Genomic DNA, 21086 nt, shown 5'->3' on the forward strand with positions numbered 1-21086 from the left:
GGCCGCCATTATCCGGGTTTTCGCCGGGAAGTCTTGTACCGCTCGCAATTACTCGGGCAAACCCGCCAGGCGCAGCCCTTGGGCAAATCGCTCGAAATCTTCGCCCTGCTGGATCGGCAGCCACTCCTTGAGCCGCGACACCCGCAGTGTCGGGTCCATGAGCCGCAGGCGCTGCATTGCCCCCTCGACTTTGTCCTGCCGGCCGGCATGGGCGTAGCTGGCCGCCAGCAAGGCCGCAGCCGGCAGCAGGCTGGGCAGGTTGCCCAGGGCTTTTTCGGCCCAACTGGCGGCAAGGTCGAAGCGTCCGGCAAAAAAGTGCGCCAGGGCCATGCCCACCTGCATGCGAAACATCTCCGGGTCCAGCGGGCTCAGGCGTACGGCATGGTTAAGGTTGTCGATGGCGGCCTCGGTCTCGCCGCGCAGGGCCCGCAACACACCGCCCAGGTACCAGGCCGGTGCCAGGTTGGGGTTGAGCAGCCGGGCGCGGTCGAGCAAGGCGATGCCGCCATCGACATCGCCCGCTAGGTGCGCCAGGGCATGGCCACCACGGGTCAGGGCCACGGCGTCGTCGCGGCCGAGCACCACGGCCAGGCGTGCCAACCGCGTACCTTCGGCGATTTCCTGCGGGCGGTCGCTCATCCAGCCGTTGAGCTTGCGCCAGAAATGGCACCAGGCGGCCATGCCGTAGGCCGAGGCGAATTCCGGATCCAGTTCGATTGCCTGGTAGAACAGCGCCAGGGCCTGGTCGATGGCTTCGCGGGTACCGTTATGCAGTTTGGCCGTGCCGCGCAGGTAGTAATCGTAGGCATCGAGGCTGTCGGTGGGCTTGCGTTTGGCCCGCTCGATTTCGGCCCGTTCCAGTTGTGGGGCAATGGCGCCGACCACACTTTGGGCAATACGGTCCTGCAGGTCGAAAATGTCGTCGAGCAGGCCCTCGAAGCGCTCGGCCCACAGGTGGGTACCACTGCTGGCATCGATCAACTGGCCGGTGATGCGCACCTTGTTGCCAGCCTTGCGCACGCTGCCTTCAAGCACGTAGCGCACCCCCAGTTCCCGGCCAATGCCCTGCACGTCCACCGCCCTGCCCTTGTAGGTAAAGCTGGTGTTGCGGGCGATGACGAACAGCCAGCGCAGGCGCGACAAGGCGGCGATGATGTCCTCGACCATGCCGTCGGCGAAATAGTCCTGCTCAGGGTCGCCACTGAGGTTCTGGAACGGCAGCACAGTGATGGACGGTTTGTCCGGCAGCTTCAGTGCGGCGGGGGCCGGTACGACTTCGGCTGAGGCTGCAGGCTCATCAGCCGGCTCTGTACTGCGGCTGACCACACCTGAGAAGCGGTAGCCCTTGCGCGGCACGGTGCGCACCAGGCGTTGCTGCTCGCCGGTGTCGCCGATGGCTTTGCGCACGGCGTTGATATGGCTGGTGATGGTCGACTCGGAAACAATCCGCCCGCTCCAGACCACCTGCAGCAGCTCGTCCTTGCTGAGCACCCGTTCGTGGTTGCTGACCAACAACAGCAACAGGTCGAACACCTGTGGGCCGATGGCAACGACCTGACCACGCAGGGTCAGTTGCCGGCGCTGCTGGTCGAGCAGATAGTCTTCAAACACGAATTGCACGGTGGCTATCCTCTGGATCGAGCGCCCCCGACGCCGTGTCCGAGCCGGCGATGGGTCGTGGTTTCGATCATACGGCAGGCCGTGGCCGGCTGCACCGTCCAACCGGCGGCCTGGCGCAGATTGGAGGCTTTGGACACAAATCCACGCCAGCGCCAAGGTAAATCCAAGGCCGCGGCAAGGACTTGCCCCGGCGCTGCTGGCACGCTTGAAGCATATCGACAGCAATGGTTGCCGTCGGCAAGCGGAGAGTCGCCATGAAAATCGTCGTCATCGGAGGCACCGGCCTCATCGGATCGAAACTGGTGAACAACTTGCGCGAGCGCGGCCATGACGCCGTCGCCGCCTCGCCCAACACCGGGGTCAACAGCATCACCCGCGAAGGCCTGGCCGAGGCGCTGGATGGCGCCCAGGTGGTGGTCGATGTGGCCAATGCACCGTCGTGGGAAGACCAGGCCGTGCTGGCGTTCTTCGAAACCTCCACCCGCAACCTGCTGGCCGCCGAAGCCGCTGCCGGGGTCGGCCACCATGTGGCGCTGTCGATTGTCGGCAGCGAGCGGCTGCCGGCCAACGGCTACTTCCGCGCCAAGCTCGCCCAGGAGAACCTGATCAAGGCGTCAGGCCAGCCCTTTACCCTGCTGCGTGCCACGCAGTTCTTCGAGTTTGTCGGCGGCATCGCCCAGGCGGCCGTGGTTGGCGAGGAAGTTCGTCTGTCGCCGGCGCTGATCCAGCCCATCGCTTCGGATGACGTCGCTGCTGCGCTCACCGATGTGGCCCTGGCAGCCCCCCTGAACGCCACCGCAGAAGTTGCCGGCCCCGAGGCTCTGCCGCTGGACGAGCTGGTGCGGCGTTTTTTCCGCGCCACCCACGACACCCGCAAGGTGGTGCCAGACGTGCACGCGCGCTACTTCGGCGACGTGCTCGACGACCAGTCGCTGACCCCCGGCAGCCATCCGCGCCTGGGCGCGCTGCGCTTCGAGGACTGGCTGGCGCAATCTACCGCCCAGGCACCGCGCTGAGGCGCGCTCACCCCACCCATTGAAGGAGTATTGCCATGTTTAGCCGATTGGTTCTCGCCGCAACCTTTGCCAGCCTGTCGATCACCAGCGCATGGGCTAGCGAACCGCAACCGGGCAAGGTCAGCGTAGTGTTCGACCGCGCCCTGCCCAACGTGCCGGGCAAGAGCATGAAGGGTGTGCTGGTGGAGTACGCGCCCGGCGGCGCATCACCGGCGCACCTGCATCCGAAGTCGGCGTTCATCTATGCCACGGTGCTCGAAGGCGCGGTGCGCAGCAAGGTCGGCGACGGCCCCGAGAAGGTCTACCAGGCCGGGGAACACTTCGTCGAGGAGCCAGGCGCCTTCCATGCAGTCAGCGCCAACGCCAGCAGCACCGAACCGGCCCGCCTGCTGGCGGTGTTCGTCCTCGACAGCAGCGAGCAGGAACTGGTCAAGCCGGTCAGCAAGTAACCCGTCAAGCGCCCTTGGCAGCGACTGCTGCCGGGGGCACTGACCGTGAACAGGACACCGATCATGAACGCGCCCAAGCCCATCCATACCCAAGCAGAACCACCACGGCTCGGCAAGCGCAAGACCGTCGGCCTGCTGCTGTGCGCCGCTGCCGTGGCAGTGTTGGCGCTTGGCTGGGCCGTGGGTTTGAGCGGCGCCAGCACCTCGACCGACAACGCGTACGTGCGCGGCGACGTGACCTCGCTGGCAGCCAAAGTGGCTGGCTACGTGACCGAGGTGGAGGTACAGGACAACCAGAGCGTACGCGCCGGTGACGTGCTGTTTCGCATCGACGACCAGGACTACCGCGCCCACCTGGCCCAGGCTGAAGCCAACTACAAGGCGGCCCAGGCACGCCTGAACCATGTCGATGCGCAGACCCGGCTGCAACACGCCCTGATTCGCCAGGCCGAGGCCCAACGGCGCTCGGCCACCGCCGAGATGAACCTGGCGAGCAAGAGCCACGCGCGCAGCCGCAAGCTGATCGCAAGCAACGCCGTCAGCCAGGCCCTGGTCGATGAAACCGGCGCGGCGCAATCCAAAGCTGCGGCGACAGTATCTGCAGCCTCGGCCTCGGTGGACGCGCAAGAGCAGCACATCGCCGTGCTGCTGGCCCTGCGTCAAGCTGCCGTTGCTGCCGTGGCCCAGGCCCTGGCTGCGCGGGACCTGGCGCAGATCGACCTGGACAGCACCGTGGTGCGTGCCCCGGTGGATGGCGTTATCGGCAACCGCCAGGTACGGGTCGGGCGTTTTGTCAGCACTGGCATGGCCTTGCTCGATATCGTGCCGATCAACGATGTGTGGGTGGTGGCCAACTTCAAGGAAACCCAACTTGCGGCGATCCGCCCCGGCCAACGCGCGCGCATCGAAGTCGACGGCTACCCCGACGACGTGCTCGAAGGCGTGGTTGACAGCTTTGCCCCCGGCAGCGGTTCGGCGTTCAGCCTGCTGCCGGCCGACAACGCCACCGGCAATTTTGTCCGCGTGGTCCAGCGGGTACCGGTGAAGATCCGCCTGGCCCATAACCCTTTGCCCGGGCGCATCGTCCCGGGCCTGTCGGCACGGGTCGAGGTGGCTCATGGCGGTGGCTCGTGAACCGCAGCGGCGCTAACCTGCTGGTGCTCGGCATACTGCTCGCCACCTTGACCGAGGCCATCGCCAGTACCGTGCTGGGACTGGGCCGCAGCGACATCATCGGCGACACCTATGCCACCCCCGATGAGTTCGCCTGGCTGGATATCGGCTACACCGGCTGCAAACTGATCGGCTTCATCAGCGCAGCCTGGCTGCTGCAACGCTTCGCTCCCCGGCAGGTGGTCATCGCTGCAACCCTGGGTATGGGTCTGGCGTGTGCCATCGCGGCTTTCACCCCGCCACTGGAACTGCTGGTTGCCCTGCGGGTGGCCCAGGGGTATGCCGGCGGCACCCTGCTGGTTAGCGCTCAGATGCTCCTGTTTCGGGCTTACCCGCGTGCGTGGCAACCGCTCGTGCAAGCGTTGTTCGCCATGGGCGCCGTGGTTGCCCCCGCAGCACTCGCCCCGGCCCTGCAGGGTTGGTTGCTCGACAGCCAGTCGTGGACCTGGATCTTCTTCAGCGTTGCACCGCTGGCGCTGCTCGCCAGTGGACTGTTGCTGATCGCCGCCGTGCCGCGGCCGGCCAAGGCGCGAATGCTGCCGTACGACTGGCTTGGCCTGGGGCTGCTCGCCACTGCCCTGCTGTGCGCAACCTACGTGCTCAGCCAAGGTAGCCGCTGGGACTGGTTCGAGGCGCTGCGCATCCGCTGGTTGACGCTGATGGGCGCCGCGGCATTGCTGGCGTTTCTCGCTCAGCAAGTGTTGGCCAAAGGTCAAGGCCTGCTGGACTTCAGCCTGTTCAGGTCGAGCGATTTTGCCTTTGCCTTCATCGTCAGTTTCGTCGCTGGTGCCGCCTTGTTTGGCAGTGCCTACCTGATCCCGGCATTTGTCTTGTCAGTGCTTGGTTTCACCCCGACGGATGCAGGCCTGCTGCTGTTGCCCAGTGGCGCGGTGTTCATCGCCGCGCTGCTGGCTTGCGCCTACCTCGTGCAGGTACGCGGGCTGCCACCGTTTGCCACGGTGCCGGTTGGCATTGCATTGATCATGCTGGCCATGTGGATGTTGTCTGGCTCGACCCACGACAGCGGCAGCGCGGACATGCTGACAGCGATCGTCTTGCGCGGCCTGGGCCTGGGGTTTCTGTTTCTGTCGATCACCCTGATTGCCTTCACTCACCTCAACAGCCGCAACCTGGCGGCCGGCATCGGCCTGTTCAATACCGGGCGGCAACTGGGTGGCTTGATGGGCGTGGCCGGGTTGCAGACCCTGATCGAGCACAATGCCGTGAGCAATGTTGTAGTGCTCGGCTCCCATGTCACGCCTGGCAGCGCAGCGGTGGTGGAGCGCTTGAGCAGCAGCACGGTGATGCTGATGGGTAAGGGCCTGGATGCAGTAGCAGCTGGCCGGGCGGCGACAAACCTGCTGGGGCGCACGCTGTCCGGGCAGGCCCAGGTGCTGGCCTTCGACAGTGCGTTCATGGCCGTGGCGCTGCTGTTTGTGCTGGCGGCGCCTGTGCTGGTGGCGATCAAGGTTGGCTTGGCCAAACGCGCAAAAACCTGCCCTCGGTAAGGCCATCAGGTTGAGCGGTGTTTGCCGAGTATCGGGATGCAGTCTATACCGATGAGAATTATGGCTCTCTGCCAGCTGTGGCCCCACCATGAAGCGATCACTGTTCAGCATCATCCTCGTTGGCCTGTTAGCTGTGATGGCCAATGACGCTGCAGCCCAGAAGCGCCAGGCGATTGCCGCCTGCTGGAGCGCCGGGGCTTTCAATCAACAAATGATGTACCAATGCAGTGGGCTGAACGTGCCAACACCGGTGTTTCAGTCCTGCATGACCGGTGGTGCCTGTTTCGATGAGCCGCCTCTGGGAATCTCGCAACCCCTACCGCCGCCACTGCCGCCTGGTGCGCCGTTTTGTGGCGCAATGGGCTATGCATACTGCCCGGCGCCAAGCCCGTGCGGATTTCCCAATACCATCGCCTGCCCACCACCACCTGGATATCCGTTCCCGCCGTTCATCGTAGCGCCGGGTTGTGGCGTGGCGGGGCTCCCCCCTTGTGCACTCGCGCAACCCTGCGGTGCACCCACCACGTTTGCCTGTCCACATCCTCAGATTGTTCAGGCCCCCATACCTGCGCCACCGATATTCGTAAGAGTGCCTCGCGAACAGATCGGTGGATTCGGCTGGAAGCCCAGGGTCCAGATTGTGGTGCCAGCGCCAGCACAGGGTGACGGGCAGTTTGGTACGACGATTTCCATGGCCAGGCCACCGATTCCGAATCTGGAGGTCGCCGAGAAGTGTTACGACGAGGCGCAAGATGAAGAACAGATGTACCAGTGCCTGGTCAATCGGGCGTTGCCCAAAGCCTACCGTACGACAGTGACGTGCATGGATGAACATCCGGACGATGCAGGCGCTGCCGCAGTGTGCAGCATCGGTGATGAGAACCTTGAAAAGTCCTACCGGAAAATGCGCAGGGTCCAGGAGTGCAGTAAAAATCACAACACGCAAGAGGATATAGCGCTCTGCGCCGGTCGAGAGTTCCTGGGTGAAAACGAGCTGTATTATGCAAAGTGCCTGAAGCAGAACAAAACCGATTATGGCGCTGCAGCCGCATGCGGCCTGGCCAAGGACCTGACACCCGAGCAGCAGATCGCAGTGTCCTGTGCGGTCAAGACCGGCGGCAATCCCAAGCTTTTCCTGGCATGCACCGGCGGTCAATTACTGGCCAGGGAGCTCGACAAGTGCTGGGAGCATGGCGTAGCGACGAATGACGGTTGTTTTGGCCCCAACAATGACATCCGCAAGTTCGTTGATCAAATCGATGGAAGCATGCGGACGGCGCTGGGTGAAAACAGCGAAGTGTACAAAGCCTACAAACTGTACAAGGACAATGTTTTGCTTCCTGGGCCCAATCATGAAGTGGTCAAGGCATTCAATACTGCCCTGGGGGATGTGCGCAATGGCATGGGTGAAAACAATGACCTGGTCAAAGCGGGCAAAGCCATTGGCAGCGTGCTCCCCTCCGTATCGTTATCCATACCGATCAAGTTCTGATTACCGGACATCATCCGCCGGGACTCATCTCTTGCAGAAGGAGCATCGCATGTACCCGACCTGGAAGCTCATCATAGGCACCGCCATGCTGTTCGGATGTTCTTTCGCACAGGGCGAGGTGATTCGCATCACCACCTGGAACCTGGGCTGGCACGTCGCTGCACAAGAGCTGCCAGGCTGGATTGCCCAGTGCTCGAAAACCTATGCCAAGAACGCCCAAGGTGACTGGATGCTGGTACCTGCCGGCACACCGCAAGCCAAGCGTGGCTGGGACATCAGCGAGTCACGTGCGTCACTCGAAGGGGTGGATCTTTCCACAATGCCGCCCTGCGCGGCCTACACCACGGCTGCCCATCAAGGGGTGGAAGTTACCCCTCAAGCCTATGCCAAACGCCTGACGCAAATCGCCAGCCTGTTGGCTACCCAGATCAAGCCGGATGTCATTGCATTCCAGGAAGTCTCCGGAACCCAGAGTGTGCGTGAAGCACTCGGCGACCTTGCCGCAGACTACAACGTCTGCTCCTTCGACGGCGCCTACAAGATCCAGCGCCTGGCGTTTGCCTGGAAAAAATCATGGGGCGACGCGGTCGAAGCCTGTACCGACCTGGTGGATTTTTCCCTGCCGGATCAACCGCAGGGCAAGCAGGTACGGCCCGGCTATAGCGTCACGTTGAACCTGGCAGGCAAGCGGGTTCGTTTTCTGACGCTGCATCTGAAGTCCGGCTGTGTGTCACCGCTGGAAGGCGATCGACTCGACGGCAACAAAGGCACCAACGATCCGTGCCCTGTTCTGCAGCAACAGGTAGGTCCACTTGAAACCGCATTTGAAAAGCAGCCGATGAACGTGGATGGTTTTATTGTACTGGGCGACTTCAACCGCAATCTTTGGCACGAAGCCAACAAAGTAGCAGGCGCGGAGCCACGGCGAAGCGACGGAGAAGTCGACTTGACGAAAAGCCGGGCCGCCACAGTAACGACGCGAAACCTGCTGCTGGAAATCAATGACGGAGCGCCCGCAGGCTCGCAGGCCAGGCTCCTTTCCGCGGCCTGCCCCGGATCGCCTGAAGTGACGGCAGCGTGCGAGTCAGCGAAAACCGCGACACTGACTCAAGAGCAACGCAAAACACTGACGGCTACCAATGGACTGGGCTGTCGAAATCCCGTGGGCCTGGACCATGTACTGGTATCACAGACTCTGGCCAATGGCATCAAGTCGGTGTCCAAGATTTCGATCGGCAAGATGGGCGCCTCGTTTCGCGCCAACCCACCCCAATACCCTACCCCAGTGTTGGCGGTATCGGACCATTGCCCGGTTGTCGTTGAGATCGAGCTTTGAAGGGCGCAAAGCTTTTACACCTAGGAGAAAGGCAACCCGGTCACCCCAGGCTGCCCTCTTGTTGCGCCGGTTTACACGCTTTCCAGCTCAGCAATCGCCGTCTGCAGCCGGTGACGGCTATGCTCGCCGAGATCCTTGTGGCTCTGGTGAGTCTCGGTCGGTGCCTGACGCACTTTGGCGTGGGGCACCACGTGCCAATCTCCGCCATCCAGGCGCAGGTAACGGTAGCTGGCGGTCCCCCTCGCCCAGTCGGCGTCGAGGATCCCGTGCAAGTGGAAGGTCTGCTCAAGGGTACTGAACGGGCCGCTCGGGCTGCCGGTGAGGTTCAGGACGATATGACCCTCGCCTTTGAGGCCCAGCTTGAGGTCTGAGTAGTCTCCCCACACATCGGCGTGGAAGTTCAGCGGCGGGTACGTAGCAGCGAAGATGCTGGCCACGCCGCTGATTCTCTTCTGCACGGTATTGACCAGCAGATCGAGGGTCAGGACCGGCGCGCCGAGCAGGCCGGTGCGCACGTTGAGGCGAGTGTGGAACAATCCGATTACAGGCATGGTACGACTCCTTGTCTGGTCAGGCGCGGCTGGACTTGCCGGCTTTACCGGAAGTGCTTTTGGTCGAATCGATCGCGGTATTCAGCGCCTGGCCGGCGTCACCGGCGGCCACGGCCTTGAGGTGCTCGACATCGCCCGTGGCAATGGCTGCCTCCAGGGTAGTGGCGTGCAACAGCGCCTGGATGTCGAGGTTGCCGAAAGTCTGGATACGGGTTTCTTCCCGGTGCGCGGGTGCTTCGACCACGATCCATTGCCCCTGGCTGTTCAGGTAGCGATAACCCGCCAGGCCTTTTTGCCAGTCGCTGCCGACCGCAAGATTGAGGTGGAAGATGATCGGCGAATTGGCCGTCTTGCCGCCATGGTTGCCTTGCAGGGTAATGAGGATATGGCTCGGGCTCGGTGGCAGGGACAGCTGATAGCTGAAAGTGCCCCAGACATCCAGATGCAGGTCCAGCGGTGGGTTGGTGGCCTGGGTGAGCTGGGCAACGCCGCGCAGGGTGCGGTCGGCTGGATGAACCAGCAGGTCGAGTACCAGGCGCTGGGCGCCGGATGCCTCGGTGCCAATAACGTAAGACAGTGGGAACAGTCCGATCACAGGTGCTTGTAATGAGTCAGTCATGGTGCCTCCATTGCAATCAATGAGTGGAAACAAGCGCGTAGGCTGTTTCTGGCCGGCGACTTCCTTGGCGCACAGTTGGAGATGGGCGAATGGCGTTGCGACCTCCGTGATGACGTCACGCGCAGATTGCCTGCGGCGAAGACGCTGCGGTCCGGTACAACCTTGCCGACGATGGGCAAGGCCTGCCGAGGTGCGACGGTATTGAACCCTCCCTGGGCGCATAGCTGCCTGCCTGGCAGCCCCTTGCAGTTAAGCAGGGAAAGCCGGGGTGGCCAGGGGATGGTGGCGAAAGTGCAGTATGGGCGACGGACGGTTGAGGCTTTCAGTCACTTCATCATCGTCGGCGACAACGCGCTCGATGGGGATCACCGTGCGCCGGATCACGCCCTTCCACGACAGCCGCAAAGCACGGCCACTCTCACCTACCTCGGGCACCTCTTTAATCCGTGCTTGCCGTAGGACGTTTCTGGCTCCGCCCAGCGGTACCCCAGGTCAAGATTATCGGTGCTAGGTTCCGGGCCTCATTGCCCAAGGAACCTGCCCATGACAAGGATGCCATCCCCCGCCGTCTCCGCGCTGCGCCATGAGTGGATTATGCTTCAAGAAACATAGCAGCGACCCTGTGAAACACCTTGCCCGCGATCACAAACCAGGCAACCAATTAATCACTCAACACTGATAACCTGCGCGCCATTCAAAACACCCGGCACGGCAGATTATGGACGATCCACGCTACTACCCCTTCCACCTCTTCGCCGCCACCTTCCAGAGCGAAGACCAGGCTCGGCAGTTTGCATTCGAGCAGTGGCAGCCCGAGCCGCCCGCCGATGCGAGCCCGGCTCAATACGCTGCATGGGAAGATAACAACCCGAGTTGGCCCCTCGCCGAGGAGCTTGAGTTCTTTATGGATTCAGACTTTGTCGAGCTGGATGAGTCGCTGACCTACGTGCACAGCCTGGTGGCCAGCGAGGCGCAGAAAGCGCTGTTGTCCTCCCCGTCGCTGGAGGCTTTCAGTCACTTCATCATCATCGGCGACAACGCGCTCGGCGCAGATCGCCGTGCGCCGGATCACACGCCTTTACGACAGCCGCAAAGCACGGCCACACTCACCTACCTTGGGCACTTCAATTAATCCGTGCTTGCCGTAGGACGTTTCTGGCTCCGCCCAGCGGTACCCCAGGTCAAGATTATCGGTGCTAGGTTCCGGGCCTTTTCGCCCAAGGATCCTGTCCATGACTTTGCCACTGGTTTCAAAGCGGGCGAGACCTTAGGGGGTGCCTCGACACGCGCGCTCGCCTTGCACCAAAGCTGACAACACCGTTCTCGCAGGCCATGGCACGTTGCAAAAAATGTGGGAGCGGGCTTGACCCGCGATGCGCCGCGCGGGCGGCGCTCGATCTCAAGGGCACCACAAGCCTTGCGGCGAACACCTGGCAAGGTATACCCGACCTCACGTCCTGCGCCTTTGCGCCATCACCCAATCGCAAGATGTGATGCCCGATCGCGGGGCAAGCCCGCTCCCACACCACATTGAGCTGCCCTGCGCCACGAGTGGATATCCAAGCAAAGATGATTATGCTTCAAGAAACCGTGCAGCGGTGCGGGGCTGTCTGTGTTCACGCTGTTGGCGATCCGATGACAAAACGGAGAAGACTCATGGCCGCAATCGACAGTACCCCCACGGGCAGCGCGCCCAAACGCGGAATCACCCGGGAAGAGCGCAAGGTCATTTTTGCCTCGTCCCTGGGCACTGTGTTCGAGTGGTACGACTTCTACCTCTACGGCTCGCTCGCCGCGATCATTGCCAAGCACTTCTTCACCGGGGTCAACGAGACCACCGCCTTCATCTTCGCTCTCCTGGCCTTTGCCGCAGGTTTTGCCGTGCGGCCATTCGGCGCGATAGTCTTCGGCCGCCTGGGTGACATGATCGGGCGCAAGTACACCTTCCTGATCACCATCGTGATCATGGGGCTGTCCACTGCCGTGGTCGGCTTGCTGCCAGACTACGCCACCATCGGCGTGGCCGCGCCGGTCATCCTGATTACCCTGCGCCTGCTGCAGGGTCTGGCCCTGGGCGGTGAGTACGGCGGCGCGGCGACCTATGTGGCCGAGCATGCGCCCAAGGGCAAGCGCGGATACTTCACCTCATGGATTCAGACCACCGCAACCCTGGGGCTGTTCCTGTCGCTGCTGGTGATCCTCGCCTGCCGCACCCTGCTGGGCACCGAGGCCTTTGAGGCCTGGGGCTGGCGGATTCCGTTCCTGTTGTCGATCCTGCTGCTGATCATCTCGGTGTACATCCGCCTGCAACTGAGCGAGTCACCGGTGTTCCAGCGGATGAAGGCCGAGGGCAAGGCTTCTAAAGCACCGCTGACCGAATCGTTCGCCCGCTGGGACAACCTCAAGATCGTCATCATGGCCCTGCTCGGCGGCACCGCCGGCCAGGCAGTGGTGTGGTACACCGGGCAGTTCTATGCGCTGTTCTTCCTGCTGCAGATGCTCAAGATCGACCCGCAAACCGCCAACCTGCTGATTGCCGGCTCACTGCTGATCGGTACGCCGTTTTTCATTCTGTTCGGCAGCCTGTCGGACCGCATCGGCCGCAAGGGCATCATCATGGCCGGCTGCATCATTGCCGCGCTGACCTACTTCCCGATCTTCAAGGCGCTGACCGAGTACGGTAACCCCGATGTGTTCATCGCCCAGGAGAAGAACCCGGTGACCGTGGTCGCCGACCCTGCGCAGTGCTCGTTCCAGTTCGACCCGGTGGGCAAGGCCAAATTCACCAGTTCCTGCGACCTGGCCAAAAGCGTGCTGGCGAAAAAGGCCATCCCCTACGCCAACGTCAAGGCCGAGCCGGGCAGCGTCGCGCAGATTCGTATCGGCGACAAGGTGATCCAGAGCTTCGAGGGCACCGGCATGCCGGCCGCTGACTTCAAGACGCAGAACGATACGTTCATCGCCACTATGGGCACCGCGCTGAAGGACGCCGGCTATCCGGAAAAAGCCGACCCGGCCAAGACCCATTACCCGATGGTCTTGCTGTTGCTGACCATTTTGGTGATCTACGTAACCATGGTCTACGGCCCGATTGCCGCCTGGCTGGTGGAGCTGTTCCCGACGCGCATCCGCTATACCTCGATGTCGCTGCCCTATCACATCGGCAATGGCTGGTTCGGCGGCTTCCTGCCGACCGTGGCCTTTGCCATGGTCGCCGCCACCGGGGATATCTACTACGGGCTGTGGTATCCGATCGTAATCGCGGTGATGACGGCAATTCTCGGCACCTTCTTCCTGCCGGAAACCAAAGACCGCGACCTGACCGATACCTGAGTCAGATACCTGCCCTCTGCCCCACGACAGTTGGCCTATACGCGCCAGGGTGATTCAGGCGATGATCGCGCTCCCCATTTCAAAGGAATGAAGATGCACACGCTACTCTCCGTCTACGCCCTGTGCGTGGTCGCGCTGTTTGTGAAGATGTTGGCGATCTCCTGCTATCAGGGCTTTTATCGCATCAGCCGGCTGACCTTCAAGAACCCTGAAGACGCAAGCCTGGTCGGCCGCGAAGCCAGTGCCCAGGAGTTGCCGCAAGTACGCCGCGCAGCCCAGGCCTGGGCCAACGATCTGGAGAACATTCCGCTGTTTTTTGTACTGGGCGCGCTGTGCCTGGTGTTCAACCCGCCGTTCATGCTGACGGCCGGGCTGATGGTGCTGTTCACCGCTGCCCGCCTGGTGCACACCCTGACCTATCTGGCGCGCTGGCAACCCTGGCGCACCCTTGCCTACGCCGTGGGCATCCTCTGCCTGCTGGGGCTGGCGGCCATGGTCGGCATGGGCGCCGTGCGGCATCTGTGAACGGGCGTTTTATACCGCCCGAGCACTCAACAAGCGCACACCCAGGCCGATGAACAGCGCGCCAGTGGCACGCTTGAGCGCCGCCACCAGGCGCGAAGCCTTCACGTGTTTGCTAAAGCGCATGGCACTGAAACTGTAGAACGAGTGCACACCGCAGACGATGGCGGCGCTGGTCAGGTACATGACCGTGAACTGCTCGGCGATCGGCCGGCCATGGTCGAGGAACTGCGGCAGGAAGGCGCAGAAGAAGATCAGGGTCTTGGGGTTGCTGGCCGAGACCAGGAAAGCCTCGCTGCCAATGCGCCACTTCGATTGAGCCAGGTGCTCGGGGGCCTGGGTTGCGGCCACCGCTGAGGCTTTACGGGCGAACAGTTGACGTGCACCGAGGTAGATCAGGTAGCCCGCGCCGATCACCTTCAAGGCCAGGAATGCCGTTGGCAGCGCCAGCAACATCGCCCCCACACCCCAGGCCACGGCACTGATCACCAGCAATTGCGCCAGCAGGTTGCCGAACAAGGTCACGCCCATGCCTGCCGGGCCATGGCGCAAGGCGTTGCGCACGGTGAGCAATACGTTGGGGCCAGGCGTCAGGGAAGTCAGCAGGTATGCGAAGGAAAAGGTGAGCCAGAGGTGCAATGCCATGGACGGCAGTCCTTGCCAGGGAGAAGAAGTGGCAACGATGACAGTAAATTGGCAGGAAGCCAATGGGCATTTCGAGTTGAGGTTATTGCGGGGCAAGCCCGCTCCCACGAAGCTAAAACCAGTGGGGAGGATACAACGAGAAAATGGCAGGGGCGGCTGGATTCGAACCAACGCATGGCAGGATCAAAACCTGCTGCCTTACCGCTTGGCGACGCCCCTGTAACTGTAGCGATGAGTGCCTGGCACTCACTTGCGAAGTGGGCGCTAATTTAACAAACATCGATGCGTCTGGGAAGCCCCCTACTGCACAAATTGTTGTTAAAACAGCTACTTACTTTGAATCGAGGCGCCAGCAAGGCGCCTCGACCCTTTACCGCAGGGTGAAACTCAGTTCCACGGACGGTCGCCGTTCTCGTCCTTGACCCGCGTCGGCAGGCCCATCACGTCCAGCGCCTTGAGGAACGGCTCGGCCGGCAGCTCCTCGACGTTGACCATGCGCTGCACATCCCACTCGCCACGGGCAACCAGCAGCGCCGCCGCTACAGGCGGCACGCCTGCGGTGTAGGAGATGCCCTGGCTGTCGGTTTCGGCGTAAGCCTCTTCGTGATCCGCTACGTTGTAGATGAACACTTCGCGCGGCTGGCCGTCCTTGGTGCCTTTGACCAGGTCGCCGATGCAGGTCTTGCCGGTGTAACCCGGTGCCAGCGAAGACGGATCAGGCAACACGGCCTTGACCACTTTGAGCGGTACCACTTCCAGGCCTTCGGCGGTCTTGACCGGTTGCTCGGACAGCAGGCCAAGGTTCTTCAGCACGGTGAACACATTGATGTAGTGCTCGCCGAAGCTCATCCAGAAGCGCACGTTCGGCACGTCGAGGTTCTTCGACAGCGAGTGCACTTCATCGTGACCGGTCAGGTACAGGTTCTGCGAACCGACTACCGGCAGGTCGTCAGTACGCTTGACTTCGAACATGGTGTTGCTGGTCCACTGGCTGTTCTGCCAGCTCCACACCTGCCCGGTGAACTCGCGGAAGTTGATTTCCGGGTCGAAGTTGGTGGCAAAGTACTTGCCATGGGAGCCAGCATTGACGTCGAGAATATCGATCGACTCAATGCTGTCGAAATACTGTTGCTTGGCCAGGGCCGCATAGGCGTTGACCACGCCCGGATCGAAGCCCACGCCAAGAATGGCGGTAACGTTCTTTTGCTGGCATTCCTCGAGGTGATTCCACTCGTAGTTGCCATACCAGGGCGGCGTCTCGCAGATCTTGCCCGGTTCTTCGTGAATGGCGGTGTCCAGGTAGGCCACGCCAGTATCGATGCAGGCACGCAGCACCGACATGTTGAGGAACGCAGAACCGACGTTGATGACGATTTGCGATTCGGTTTCGCGGATCAGCGCCTTGGTCGCTTCAACGTCCAGCGCATTGAGCGAGAAGGCCTTGATTTCTGCGGGTTGCTTGAGGCTACCCTTGGCCTTGACGCTGTCGATGATGGCCTGGCATTTGGAGATGTTGCGCGACGCGATAGCAATACGACCGAGTTCGTCGTTGTGCTGCGCGCACTTGTGGGCCACCACCTTGGCGACACCTCCTGCACCAATGATAAGAACGTTCTTCTTCAATTTCTCTTTCTCTCCTTTACTGCCAGCTTACGACAGGCTGGACACGTAGTCTTCGAACCCGAACTCGCGAACCACCTCGACACTACCGTCGAGTTGTTTCACTACGATGGACGGCATTTTCAGGCCGTTGAACCAGTTTTTCTTGACCATGGTGTAACCCGCTGCGTCAACAAACGACAGCCGATCGCCGATCGCCAGCGGACGATCGAATGGGTATTCGCCGAAAATATCGCCGGCCAGGCAAGATTTTCCGCAGATCATGTAGGTGTGTTCGCCCTCGCTTGGCGCAAGCTTGGCGTTGAGGCGGTAGATCAGCAAGTCGAGCATGTGCGCTTCGATCGAGCTGTCGACCACGGCCAGGTGCTTGCCGTTGTAGAGGGTGTCGAGCACGGTCACTTCCAGCGACGCGCTCTGGGTGATGGCCGCTTCGCCCGGCTCCAGGTAAACCTGCACGCCATACTTCTCGGAGAATGCCTTGAGGCGCGCGCAGAACGCGTCCACGTCGTAGCCTTCACCGGTGAAATGGATGCCGCCACCGAGGCTGACCCACTCGACCTTGTGCAACAGGTGACCGAAGCGCTCTTCGATGGTGCACAGCATCTGGTCGAACAGGCCGAAGTCGCCGTTCTCGCAGTTGTTGTGGAACATGAAGCCGGAGATCATCTCGATGACTTCTTCGACTTTCACCGGGTCCCACTCGCCCAGGCGGCTGAACGGGCGCGCCGGGTCGGCCAGCAGGTAGTCGGAGCTGCTCACCTGCGGGTTGACGCGCAGACCGCGGACCTTGCCTTCAGAGGCATCGGCGAAGCGCTGCAACTGGCCGATGGAGTTGAAGATGATCTTGTCACAGTTTTCAAGCATCTCTTCGACTTCATCGTCGGCCCAGGCCACGCTGTAGGCGTGGGCTTCGCCGGCGAACTTCTGGCGGCCGAGCTTGAGCTCGTACAACGAGGACGAAGTGGTGCCGTCCATGTACTGCTGCATCAGGTCGAACACCGACCAGGTGGCGAAGCACTTGAGTGCCAGCAGGGCCTTGGCCCCGGACTGCTCGCGCACGTAGGCGATCTTCTGCATGTTGTGCAGCAGCTTGGTTTTGTCGATGAGGTAGTACGGCGTTTTGATCATTTCGAGGCCCCCGGCCAGGCCGGCCAAAAAAAGGACACGCATTGTGCCCTCCCTTGCCCCAAGTCGAAAGAGCGAAAAGCGCTTTTCCCTCAGTCAGTGGTCACTTTGCCGTCAGACCAGCCGGTTTTGCCGGGTTAGTCGCGCAGTCCTGGGCAAACACCGGGCGAAAGAACGAACGCTCGTAACTGAGAATGCAGCGGGTGTCCTGGGCGTACTGGAAGGCAGCCAGGCATTCGGCGTCGTTCATCGAATCCTGGCGGTAGCGTTCGTACTCGGCAAGGCTGGGGAAGCTGAACATCGCCAGGGCGATATTGTTGGCGCCTTCGGACGGCAGGAAGTAACCGTGGTGCTGGCCGCCGAAGCGCTCCACCAGCGGAATCCACAGTTTGCCGTAGTACTCGAACTCGGCGAGCTTGCAGGGGTCGAGGACGTAGCGCAGGTAGCAGGTGATCATCGGCGGCTCTCGCTCAGGTTGCTAGGCCCCCGAGCATGCACGATTCCTGCACTGCCCGCATCAGTCTTGAGGGCCGCTGATTTCGTCCATGAAGCCTTCAACGAACAGCTCCAGGCGTCGATGGCGCTCGGCCGCCAGGCGTGCGCCCTCCTCGGTCTGAAAGCCCGAGGCCAGCTTCAGCAACTTGGTATGGAAGTGCTCGAGGCTGAACTGCCGGTCCTGGTACTCGCGCCCTGCTGCGGTGGGGTTGCTGAAATCGTACAGGGCAGAGCCCATGCGCCCACCGACATAAAAGCAGCGAGCCACGCCGACCATACCGATGGCATCCAGGCGATCGCTGTCCTGGAGGATTTTTGCTTCCAGGGTTTCAGGCTGCAAGCCGGCAGAAAAACTGTGGGTAGCGACGGCATGGGCGACGGCGCTGATGCGTTCACCCGCCCAGCCCAGTTCGGCCAGTATCCGCTCGGCCCTTTGCGCAGACAGGGTCGACGCCTTTGCGCGTAACGGCGAGCTCTTTTCGACCGCGACGCAATCGTGCAGCAGCGTGGCGGCCAAGAGGATGTGCAGATCGCCGCCCTCCTGGGCCTGAATCCGCCGGGCATTGCTCCAGACCCGATGAATATGGGCCAGATCGTGGGAGCCATCGCCATTATCCGCAGGCAAGTGCGGCAACAGAACGTCGGCGAGGTCTTGGCAGGGCTGGAAAAGTTGGGCGGGCATTAGCAATGGCATCTTGAGGACGGGTTATCAAAAATACGCCAGCGTTGTTCGGATTGCGACCGCTGCAAACACTACCCGTCACGTCTATACAGAGCCATTGTGGCGGGCGTTGCCGACAGTGGGTTGCCCGGCAGCGCCCTGCAGTTCACTCAAGGCCCGTTTGGTCACCGCCTTGAAATAGCTCATGTCGTCATGGATCCGCGCCAACAGGATCGCCCCCTCGTAGTCCGCCACCAATTGCCGCCCACGGGCCTGCGCCTGTTCATCATCCAGCAGGCCCTGGTACAGCCGGGCAAATGCCTTGGCCCAGGCGGCAAAGAATTCACGAATGGGCTCCATCAGCTCGTTCTTGCCATAACTGGCATCAATGGCCACCACCGCCATCAGGCAGCCAATGGCATCGGCCTCGAACACCCGACCTGCCTTGCGCCCCATGGCCTCCAGGCGTTGAACGGGGCTCAGGCTCAGATCGTCGGCAATGCTGAACAGGTGCTCGGCAAGCTCCTCATGGGTCCGGGCCAGCACGTCACGCAACAGTGCTTCCTTGTTCGGGTAGTGATGATAGAACGATGCCTTGGTCAGGCCGCAGGCCGCCGAGAGCATGTCCATGGTGGTGCCGTGATAGCCAAAACGCTTGAAGGTGTTGGCGCAGCGCTGCAGCAGTTCGTTTCGGGGGATTTTCAGCGGTCGCACGGCCAACCCTGCTCGGTATCAATGACGCTGATTCTATGCCATAAGCCCGGCCCGCTCCACTTGATAGTTACTGAACGTTTGGTTAGATTCCATAACCGAATAAATGGTCAGTAACCTTCTTTGCAGGAGTGCAAGTCGATGAGCGAAGCCAATAGCGGCCTTTACCCTGCCTGCCCGCGACGGTTATCCGTTGACGGCTTACCGCTACCCGGCTCAGGGTGAGGCCCGGGGCAACCTGATCATGGCCGGCGCCGCTGGCGTGCAGCAGCGTTTCTACCGGCGTTTTGCCGAGCATGCCGCAGCCCGTGGCTTCAACGTGCTGACCCTGGATTACCGCGGTGTCGGTGAATCGCGTCCAGCGTCACTCAAGGGCTTTGAGATGGCCTACCTGGACTGGGCCCACCTGGACCTGAGCGCGGCCGTCGACCTGCTCGGCGCAGAGCCACTGCCCTTGTACTGGGTTGGCCACTCCTTCGGCGGCCATGCCATCGGCCTGCTGCCCAACCACACCGGCATCAGCGCCTGTTACAGCCTGGGCAGCGGGGCTGGCTGGGCCGGCTGGATGCCCTGGCTGGAGGCCCTGAAAATGCGCCTGCTGTGGGGCTGGATACTGCCGCCGTTGGTGGCCTTCAAGGGTTACATGGCCTGGAGCCTGCTGGGCATGGGCGATGATCTGCCGCACGGGGTTTACCGCGACTGCAAGCGCTGGTGCAGCTACCCGCATTACTACTTCGATGACCCCCGCATGGCGCACCTGGCCGGGCAGTACGCCCAGGTGCGCATGCCTTGCGTGTTCGCCACCTCAGTGGATGACCCCTGGGCGCCACCGCAGTCGCGCGATGCCTTCGTCAAGGCCTACTGCAACGCGCCACTGGTTCGCCGTGACCTGCAACCGGGCAATACAGCCATCGGCCACATGGGCTATTTCAAGGCTCAGGCACAGCCGCTATGGGACGAAATACTGAACTGGCTCAGCCGCTACCCTCGGGCGTAAACCACCAGTTCGCCAGCGGTGGCGATCACCAGGCTCAAGCCGGTATAGGAAAAACCGAACGCGCGCACCTCGGTCTCGATCGCCAGGGTATGAAACTGCCAGGGCCGGTTGTAGCGGGCGCCGTGCAGCCACGAGCCCGGCTCGACCAGCAGCAGGTGCTGCTCGGGCCAGGCCAGGGTGATGTTCTCGACCACCCAGCCATCACTGGTGCTGATCGGCAGACTACCGCCCTGAATGCCGGCCATGCGGATCACCCGGTCGTGCAGCGGGCCGATACCGCGGGTTTCCAGGTAATGGTCGCTGCCCAGGTTGTCGGTACGGTCGCGGGCGATTTTCTCGCCATTGCGGCAGTCAATCACACTGCGGCCCGAGCTTGAGGCTACCAGCAAGCGCTCTGTATCGCGGTCAAAGCCGATTTCCAGCAGGCCGGCGATGGTGAAATGCCCCGCCAGCTTCCATGGCGCAGGCGCAGGCGTGACCGATTGTTGGCCAATGGCCTGGCGCAAGGGGTCGAGGTGTCTGCTGGTCATGGCGCCTTCCAGTGCTGCTGCGTCAGCCGGTACACACGCACGGGCCGGTCGTGGAACTGTACGGTATCAAAGCGATTGAAACCGGCTTTTTGCGCCACGCGCAAGGAGGCGACATTGGCAGGCTCGATGATCGCGATGACGGCAGGCTGCAGTTGCCGACTGAACACATACTCCAGCACGCCGTTCACCGCTTCGCTGGCGAGCCCACAATGCCAGTAGCTTGTAGCCAGACGATAGCCCAGGCCGGGTTCCTCAACGCCTGCGACCTGCTCGGGGCTGACCCCGCAGAACCCGACCAGCGCGCCGCTGGCCTTCTCTTCCAGGGCCCACTGCCCCATGCCGTAGCTTGCGTAGCACTGCACGCACCAGTCGATGAAATCGCCCGTGACCTGCTCATCGCAAACACCCCGCAACGAGTACTTCATGACCTCGGGATCGCTGAGGATGGCGGTCAGGGCAGGCAGGTCCTGGCGCGAGAGTTCACGGACCAGCAGACGCGGGGTTTCGAACAGCGGCATGGCACTTTCCTTATGCGAATGATAGCTCCCAGAGGGTTTCTCAAGCCTGGGCGGGTCAAGCATGCCCGATTCAGTCAAACACCGCTCATCCGCCACAGCACAAAATGATGGCAAATAGCCAAGCGTTCGACTGAACTGTTGGGTGTGCACCTTCCTCCCCCCTGC

22 protein-coding genes and 1 tRNA gene are annotated in these 21086 nt (G+C 62.1%); 10 read left to right on the forward strand and 13 right to left on the reverse strand.

Features of this window, described 5'->3' with window-relative positions; all coding sequences use genetic code 11:
* Positions 1–48: 48 nt before the first annotated feature.
* Positions 49–1620 (reverse strand): winged helix-turn-helix domain-containing tetratricopeptide repeat protein, encoded by a 1572-nt coding sequence (locus tag EXN22_RS16875; RefSeq protein ID WP_130265143.1) that lies wholly within the window; start codon positions 1618–1620, stop codon positions 49–51.
* 254 nt (positions 1621–1874) lie between these two features.
* On the opposite strand from EXN22_RS16875, the gene EXN22_RS16880 reads away from it, so the two are divergent.
* From EXN22_RS16880 to EXN22_RS16905, 6 genes are all read left to right on the forward strand, one after another.
* Entirely contained in the window at positions 1875–2636 is a 762-nt protein-coding gene (locus EXN22_RS16880; protein WP_130265144.1) for an SDR family oxidoreductase, read from the forward strand.
* A 35-nt stretch (positions 2637–2671) separates the two neighbouring features.
* On the forward strand, positions 2672–3085 hold the full coding sequence (locus tag EXN22_RS16885; RefSeq protein WP_130265145.1) for a cupin domain-containing protein: 414 nt from the start codon (positions 2672–2674) through the stop codon (positions 3083–3085).
* A gap of 63 nt (positions 3086–3148) precedes the next feature.
* The gene (locus tag EXN22_RS16890; protein ID WP_130265146.1) at positions 3149–4219 is read left to right on the forward strand and encodes an HlyD family secretion protein; all 1071 of its coding nucleotides are present in this window, start codon (positions 3149–3151) and stop codon (positions 4217–4219) included.
* Positions 4216–5766, forward strand: a complete 1551-nt coding sequence (locus EXN22_RS16895; protein WP_130265147.1) for an MFS transporter — start codon at positions 4216–4218, stop codon at positions 5764–5766. The genes EXN22_RS16890 and EXN22_RS16895 overlap by 4 nt, the downstream gene beginning before the upstream one ends.
* An 88-nt stretch (positions 5767–5854) precedes the next feature.
* Complete coding sequence (locus EXN22_RS26205) at positions 5855–7258, forward strand: hypothetical protein (protein WP_165392227.1); 1404 nt, start codon at positions 5855–5857, stop codon at positions 7256–7258.
* 49 nt (positions 7259–7307) lie between these two features.
* Positions 7308–8594, forward strand: coding sequence for an endonuclease/exonuclease/phosphatase family protein (locus EXN22_RS16905; protein ID WP_165392228.1), 1287 nt, complete (start codon positions 7308–7310; stop codon positions 8592–8594).
* 71 nt (positions 8595–8665) lie between these two features.
* Here EXN22_RS16905 and EXN22_RS16910 read toward each other — a convergent pair whose 3' ends face one another.
* The 3 genes from EXN22_RS16910 to EXN22_RS26210 form a co-directional block, all read right to left on the reverse strand.
* Positions 8666–9145: a DUF1842 domain-containing protein gene (locus tag EXN22_RS16910; RefSeq protein ID WP_130265149.1), complete on the reverse strand. Its 480-nt coding sequence runs from the start codon at positions 9143–9145 to the stop codon at positions 8666–8668.
* A 19-nt stretch (positions 9146–9164) separates the two neighbouring features.
* The gene (locus EXN22_RS16915; protein WP_130265150.1) at positions 9165–9764 is read right to left on the reverse strand and encodes a DUF1842 domain-containing protein; all 600 of its coding nucleotides are present in this window, start codon (positions 9762–9764) and stop codon (positions 9165–9167) included.
* 249 nt (positions 9765–10013) lie between these two features.
* Entirely contained in the window at positions 10014–10199 is a 186-nt protein-coding gene (locus tag EXN22_RS26210; protein WP_165392229.1) for a glycosyltransferase family protein, read from the reverse strand.
* A gap of 283 nt (positions 10200–10482) precedes the next feature.
* On the opposite strand from EXN22_RS26210, the gene EXN22_RS16925 reads away from it, so the two are divergent.
* The 3 genes from EXN22_RS16925 to EXN22_RS16935 all read left to right on the forward strand — a co-directional run bounded on the left by EXN22_RS16925 (position 10483) and on the right by EXN22_RS16935 (position 13622).
* Complete coding sequence (locus tag EXN22_RS16925; RefSeq protein ID WP_130265152.1) at positions 10483–10896, forward strand: hypothetical protein; 414 nt, start codon at positions 10483–10485, stop codon at positions 10894–10896.
* A gap of 524 nt (positions 10897–11420) precedes the next feature.
* Positions 11421–13097 carry an MFS transporter gene (locus EXN22_RS16930; protein WP_130265153.1) on the forward strand — a complete coding sequence of 559 codons (1677 nt, stop codon included), beginning with the start codon at positions 11421–11423 and terminating at the stop codon, positions 13095–13097.
* Between the two features lie 93 nt (positions 13098–13190).
* The gene (locus EXN22_RS16935; protein ID WP_130265154.1) at positions 13191–13622 is read left to right on the forward strand and encodes an MAPEG family protein; all 432 of its coding nucleotides are present in this window, start codon (positions 13191–13193) and stop codon (positions 13620–13622) included.
* A 9-nt stretch (positions 13623–13631) separates the two neighbouring features.
* Here EXN22_RS16935 and EXN22_RS16940 read toward each other — a convergent pair whose 3' ends face one another.
* From EXN22_RS16940 to EXN22_RS16970, 7 genes are all read right to left on the reverse strand, one after another.
* Complete coding sequence (locus tag EXN22_RS16940) at positions 13632–14264, reverse strand: LysE family translocator (protein WP_130265155.1); 633 nt, start codon at positions 14262–14264, stop codon at positions 13632–13634.
* Positions 14265–14408: 144 nt separating this feature from the next.
* Positions 14409–14483: transfer RNA gene (locus tag EXN22_RS16945), tRNA-Gln, on the reverse strand.
* A 168-nt stretch (positions 14484–14651) separates the two neighbouring features.
* The gene (locus EXN22_RS16950; protein WP_130265156.1) at positions 14652–15887 is read right to left on the reverse strand and encodes a saccharopine dehydrogenase family protein; all 1236 of its coding nucleotides are present in this window, start codon (positions 15885–15887) and stop codon (positions 14652–14654) included.
* 27 nt (positions 15888–15914) lie between these two features.
* The gene (gene nspC, locus EXN22_RS16955) at positions 15915–17012 is read right to left on the reverse strand and encodes a carboxynorspermidine decarboxylase (RefSeq protein WP_130266846.1); all 1098 of its coding nucleotides are present in this window, start codon (positions 17010–17012) and stop codon (positions 15915–15917) included.
* Between the two features lie 100 nt (positions 17013–17112).
* Positions 17113–17466 carry an NIPSNAP family protein gene (locus EXN22_RS16960; protein WP_130265157.1) on the reverse strand — a complete coding sequence of 118 codons (354 nt, stop codon included), beginning with the start codon at positions 17464–17466 and terminating at the stop codon, positions 17113–17115.
* A 60-nt stretch (positions 17467–17526) separates the two neighbouring features.
* The gene (locus EXN22_RS16965; protein ID WP_130265158.1) at positions 17527–18186 is read right to left on the reverse strand and encodes an HD domain-containing protein; all 660 of its coding nucleotides are present in this window, start codon (positions 18184–18186) and stop codon (positions 17527–17529) included.
* 84 nt (positions 18187–18270) lie between these two features.
* Positions 18271–18879 (reverse strand): TetR/AcrR family transcriptional regulator, encoded by a 609-nt coding sequence (locus EXN22_RS16970; protein ID WP_130265159.1) that lies wholly within the window; start codon positions 18877–18879, stop codon positions 18271–18273.
* Positions 18880–19069: 190 nt separating this feature from the next.
* On the opposite strand from EXN22_RS16970, the gene EXN22_RS16975 reads away from it, so the two are divergent.
* On the forward strand, positions 19070–19873 hold the full coding sequence (locus EXN22_RS16975) for an alpha/beta hydrolase family protein (protein ID WP_233281645.1): 804 nt from the start codon (positions 19070–19072) through the stop codon (positions 19871–19873).
* Here the strand turns inward: EXN22_RS16975 and EXN22_RS16980 are convergent.
* A complete protein-coding gene (locus EXN22_RS16980; protein ID WP_130265160.1) occupies positions 19858–20403 on the reverse strand; it encodes a hypothetical protein in 546 nt (181 codons plus the stop codon). The genes EXN22_RS16975 and EXN22_RS16980 overlap by 16 nt on opposite strands.
* Positions 20400–20921, reverse strand: coding sequence for a GNAT family N-acetyltransferase (locus EXN22_RS16985; protein WP_130265161.1), 522 nt, complete (start codon positions 20919–20921; stop codon positions 20400–20402). Before EXN22_RS16985 ends, EXN22_RS16980 begins: the two co-directional genes overlap by 4 nt.
* Positions 20922–21086: the final 165 nt, after the last annotated feature.

Source organism: Pseudomonas tructae (genome assembly GCF_004214895.1).
Taxonomy (GTDB): Bacteria; Pseudomonadota; Gammaproteobacteria; order Pseudomonadales; family Pseudomonadaceae; genus Aquipseudomonas; species Aquipseudomonas tructae.

Excerpts from the sequence above, each read along its gene's own strand:
- EXN22_RS16880 (WP_130265144.1), top strand. The coding sequence starts at position 1,875 with ATGAAAATCGTCGTCATCGGAGGCACCGGCCTCATCGGATCGAAACTG.
- EXN22_RS16885 (WP_130265145.1), top strand. The coding sequence starts at position 2,672 with ATGTTTAGCCGATTGGTTCTCGCCGCAACCTTTGCCAGCCTGTCGATC.
- EXN22_RS16890 (WP_130265146.1), top strand. The coding sequence starts at position 3,149 with ATGAACGCGCCCAAGCCCATCCATACCCAAGCAGAACCACCACGGCTC.
- EXN22_RS26205 (WP_165392227.1), top strand. The coding sequence starts at position 5,855 with ATGAAGCGATCACTGTTCAGCATCATCCTCGTTGGCCTGTTAGCTGTG.
- EXN22_RS16905 (WP_165392228.1), top strand. The coding sequence starts at position 7,308 with ATGTACCCGACCTGGAAGCTCATCATAGGCACCGCCATGCTGTTCGGA.
- EXN22_RS16910 (WP_130265149.1), bottom strand. The coding sequence starts at position 9,145 with ATGCCTGTAATCGGATTGTTCCACACTCGCCTCAACGTGCGCACCGGC.
- EXN22_RS16915 (WP_130265150.1), bottom strand. The coding sequence starts at position 9,764 with ATGACTGACTCATTACAAGCACCTGTGATCGGACTGTTCCCACTGTCT.
- EXN22_RS16925 (WP_130265152.1), top strand. The coding sequence starts at position 10,483 with ATGGACGATCCACGCTACTACCCCTTCCACCTCTTCGCCGCCACCTTC.
- EXN22_RS16930 (WP_130265153.1), top strand. The coding sequence starts at position 11,421 with ATGGCCGCAATCGACAGTACCCCCACGGGCAGCGCGCCCAAACGCGGA.
- EXN22_RS16935 (WP_130265154.1), top strand. The coding sequence starts at position 13,191 with ATGCACACGCTACTCTCCGTCTACGCCCTGTGCGTGGTCGCGCTGTTT.
- EXN22_RS16940 (WP_130265155.1), bottom strand. The coding sequence starts at position 14,264 with ATGGCATTGCACCTCTGGCTCACCTTTTCCTTCGCATACCTGCTGACT.
- nspC (WP_130266846.1), bottom strand. The coding sequence starts at position 17,012 with ATGATCAAAACGCCGTACTACCTCATCGACAAAACCAAGCTGCTGCAC.
- EXN22_RS16960 (WP_130265157.1), bottom strand. The coding sequence starts at position 17,466 with ATGATCACCTGCTACCTGCGCTACGTCCTCGACCCCTGCAAGCTCGCC.
- EXN22_RS16965 (WP_130265158.1), bottom strand. The coding sequence starts at position 18,186 with ATGCCCGCCCAACTTTTCCAGCCCTGCCAAGACCTCGCCGACGTTCTG.
- EXN22_RS16980 (WP_130265160.1), bottom strand. The coding sequence starts at position 20,403 with ATGACCAGCAGACACCTCGACCCCTTGCGCCAGGCCATTGGCCAACAA.
- EXN22_RS16985 (WP_130265161.1), bottom strand. The coding sequence starts at position 20,921 with ATGCCGCTGTTCGAAACCCCGCGTCTGCTGGTCCGTGAACTCTCGCGC.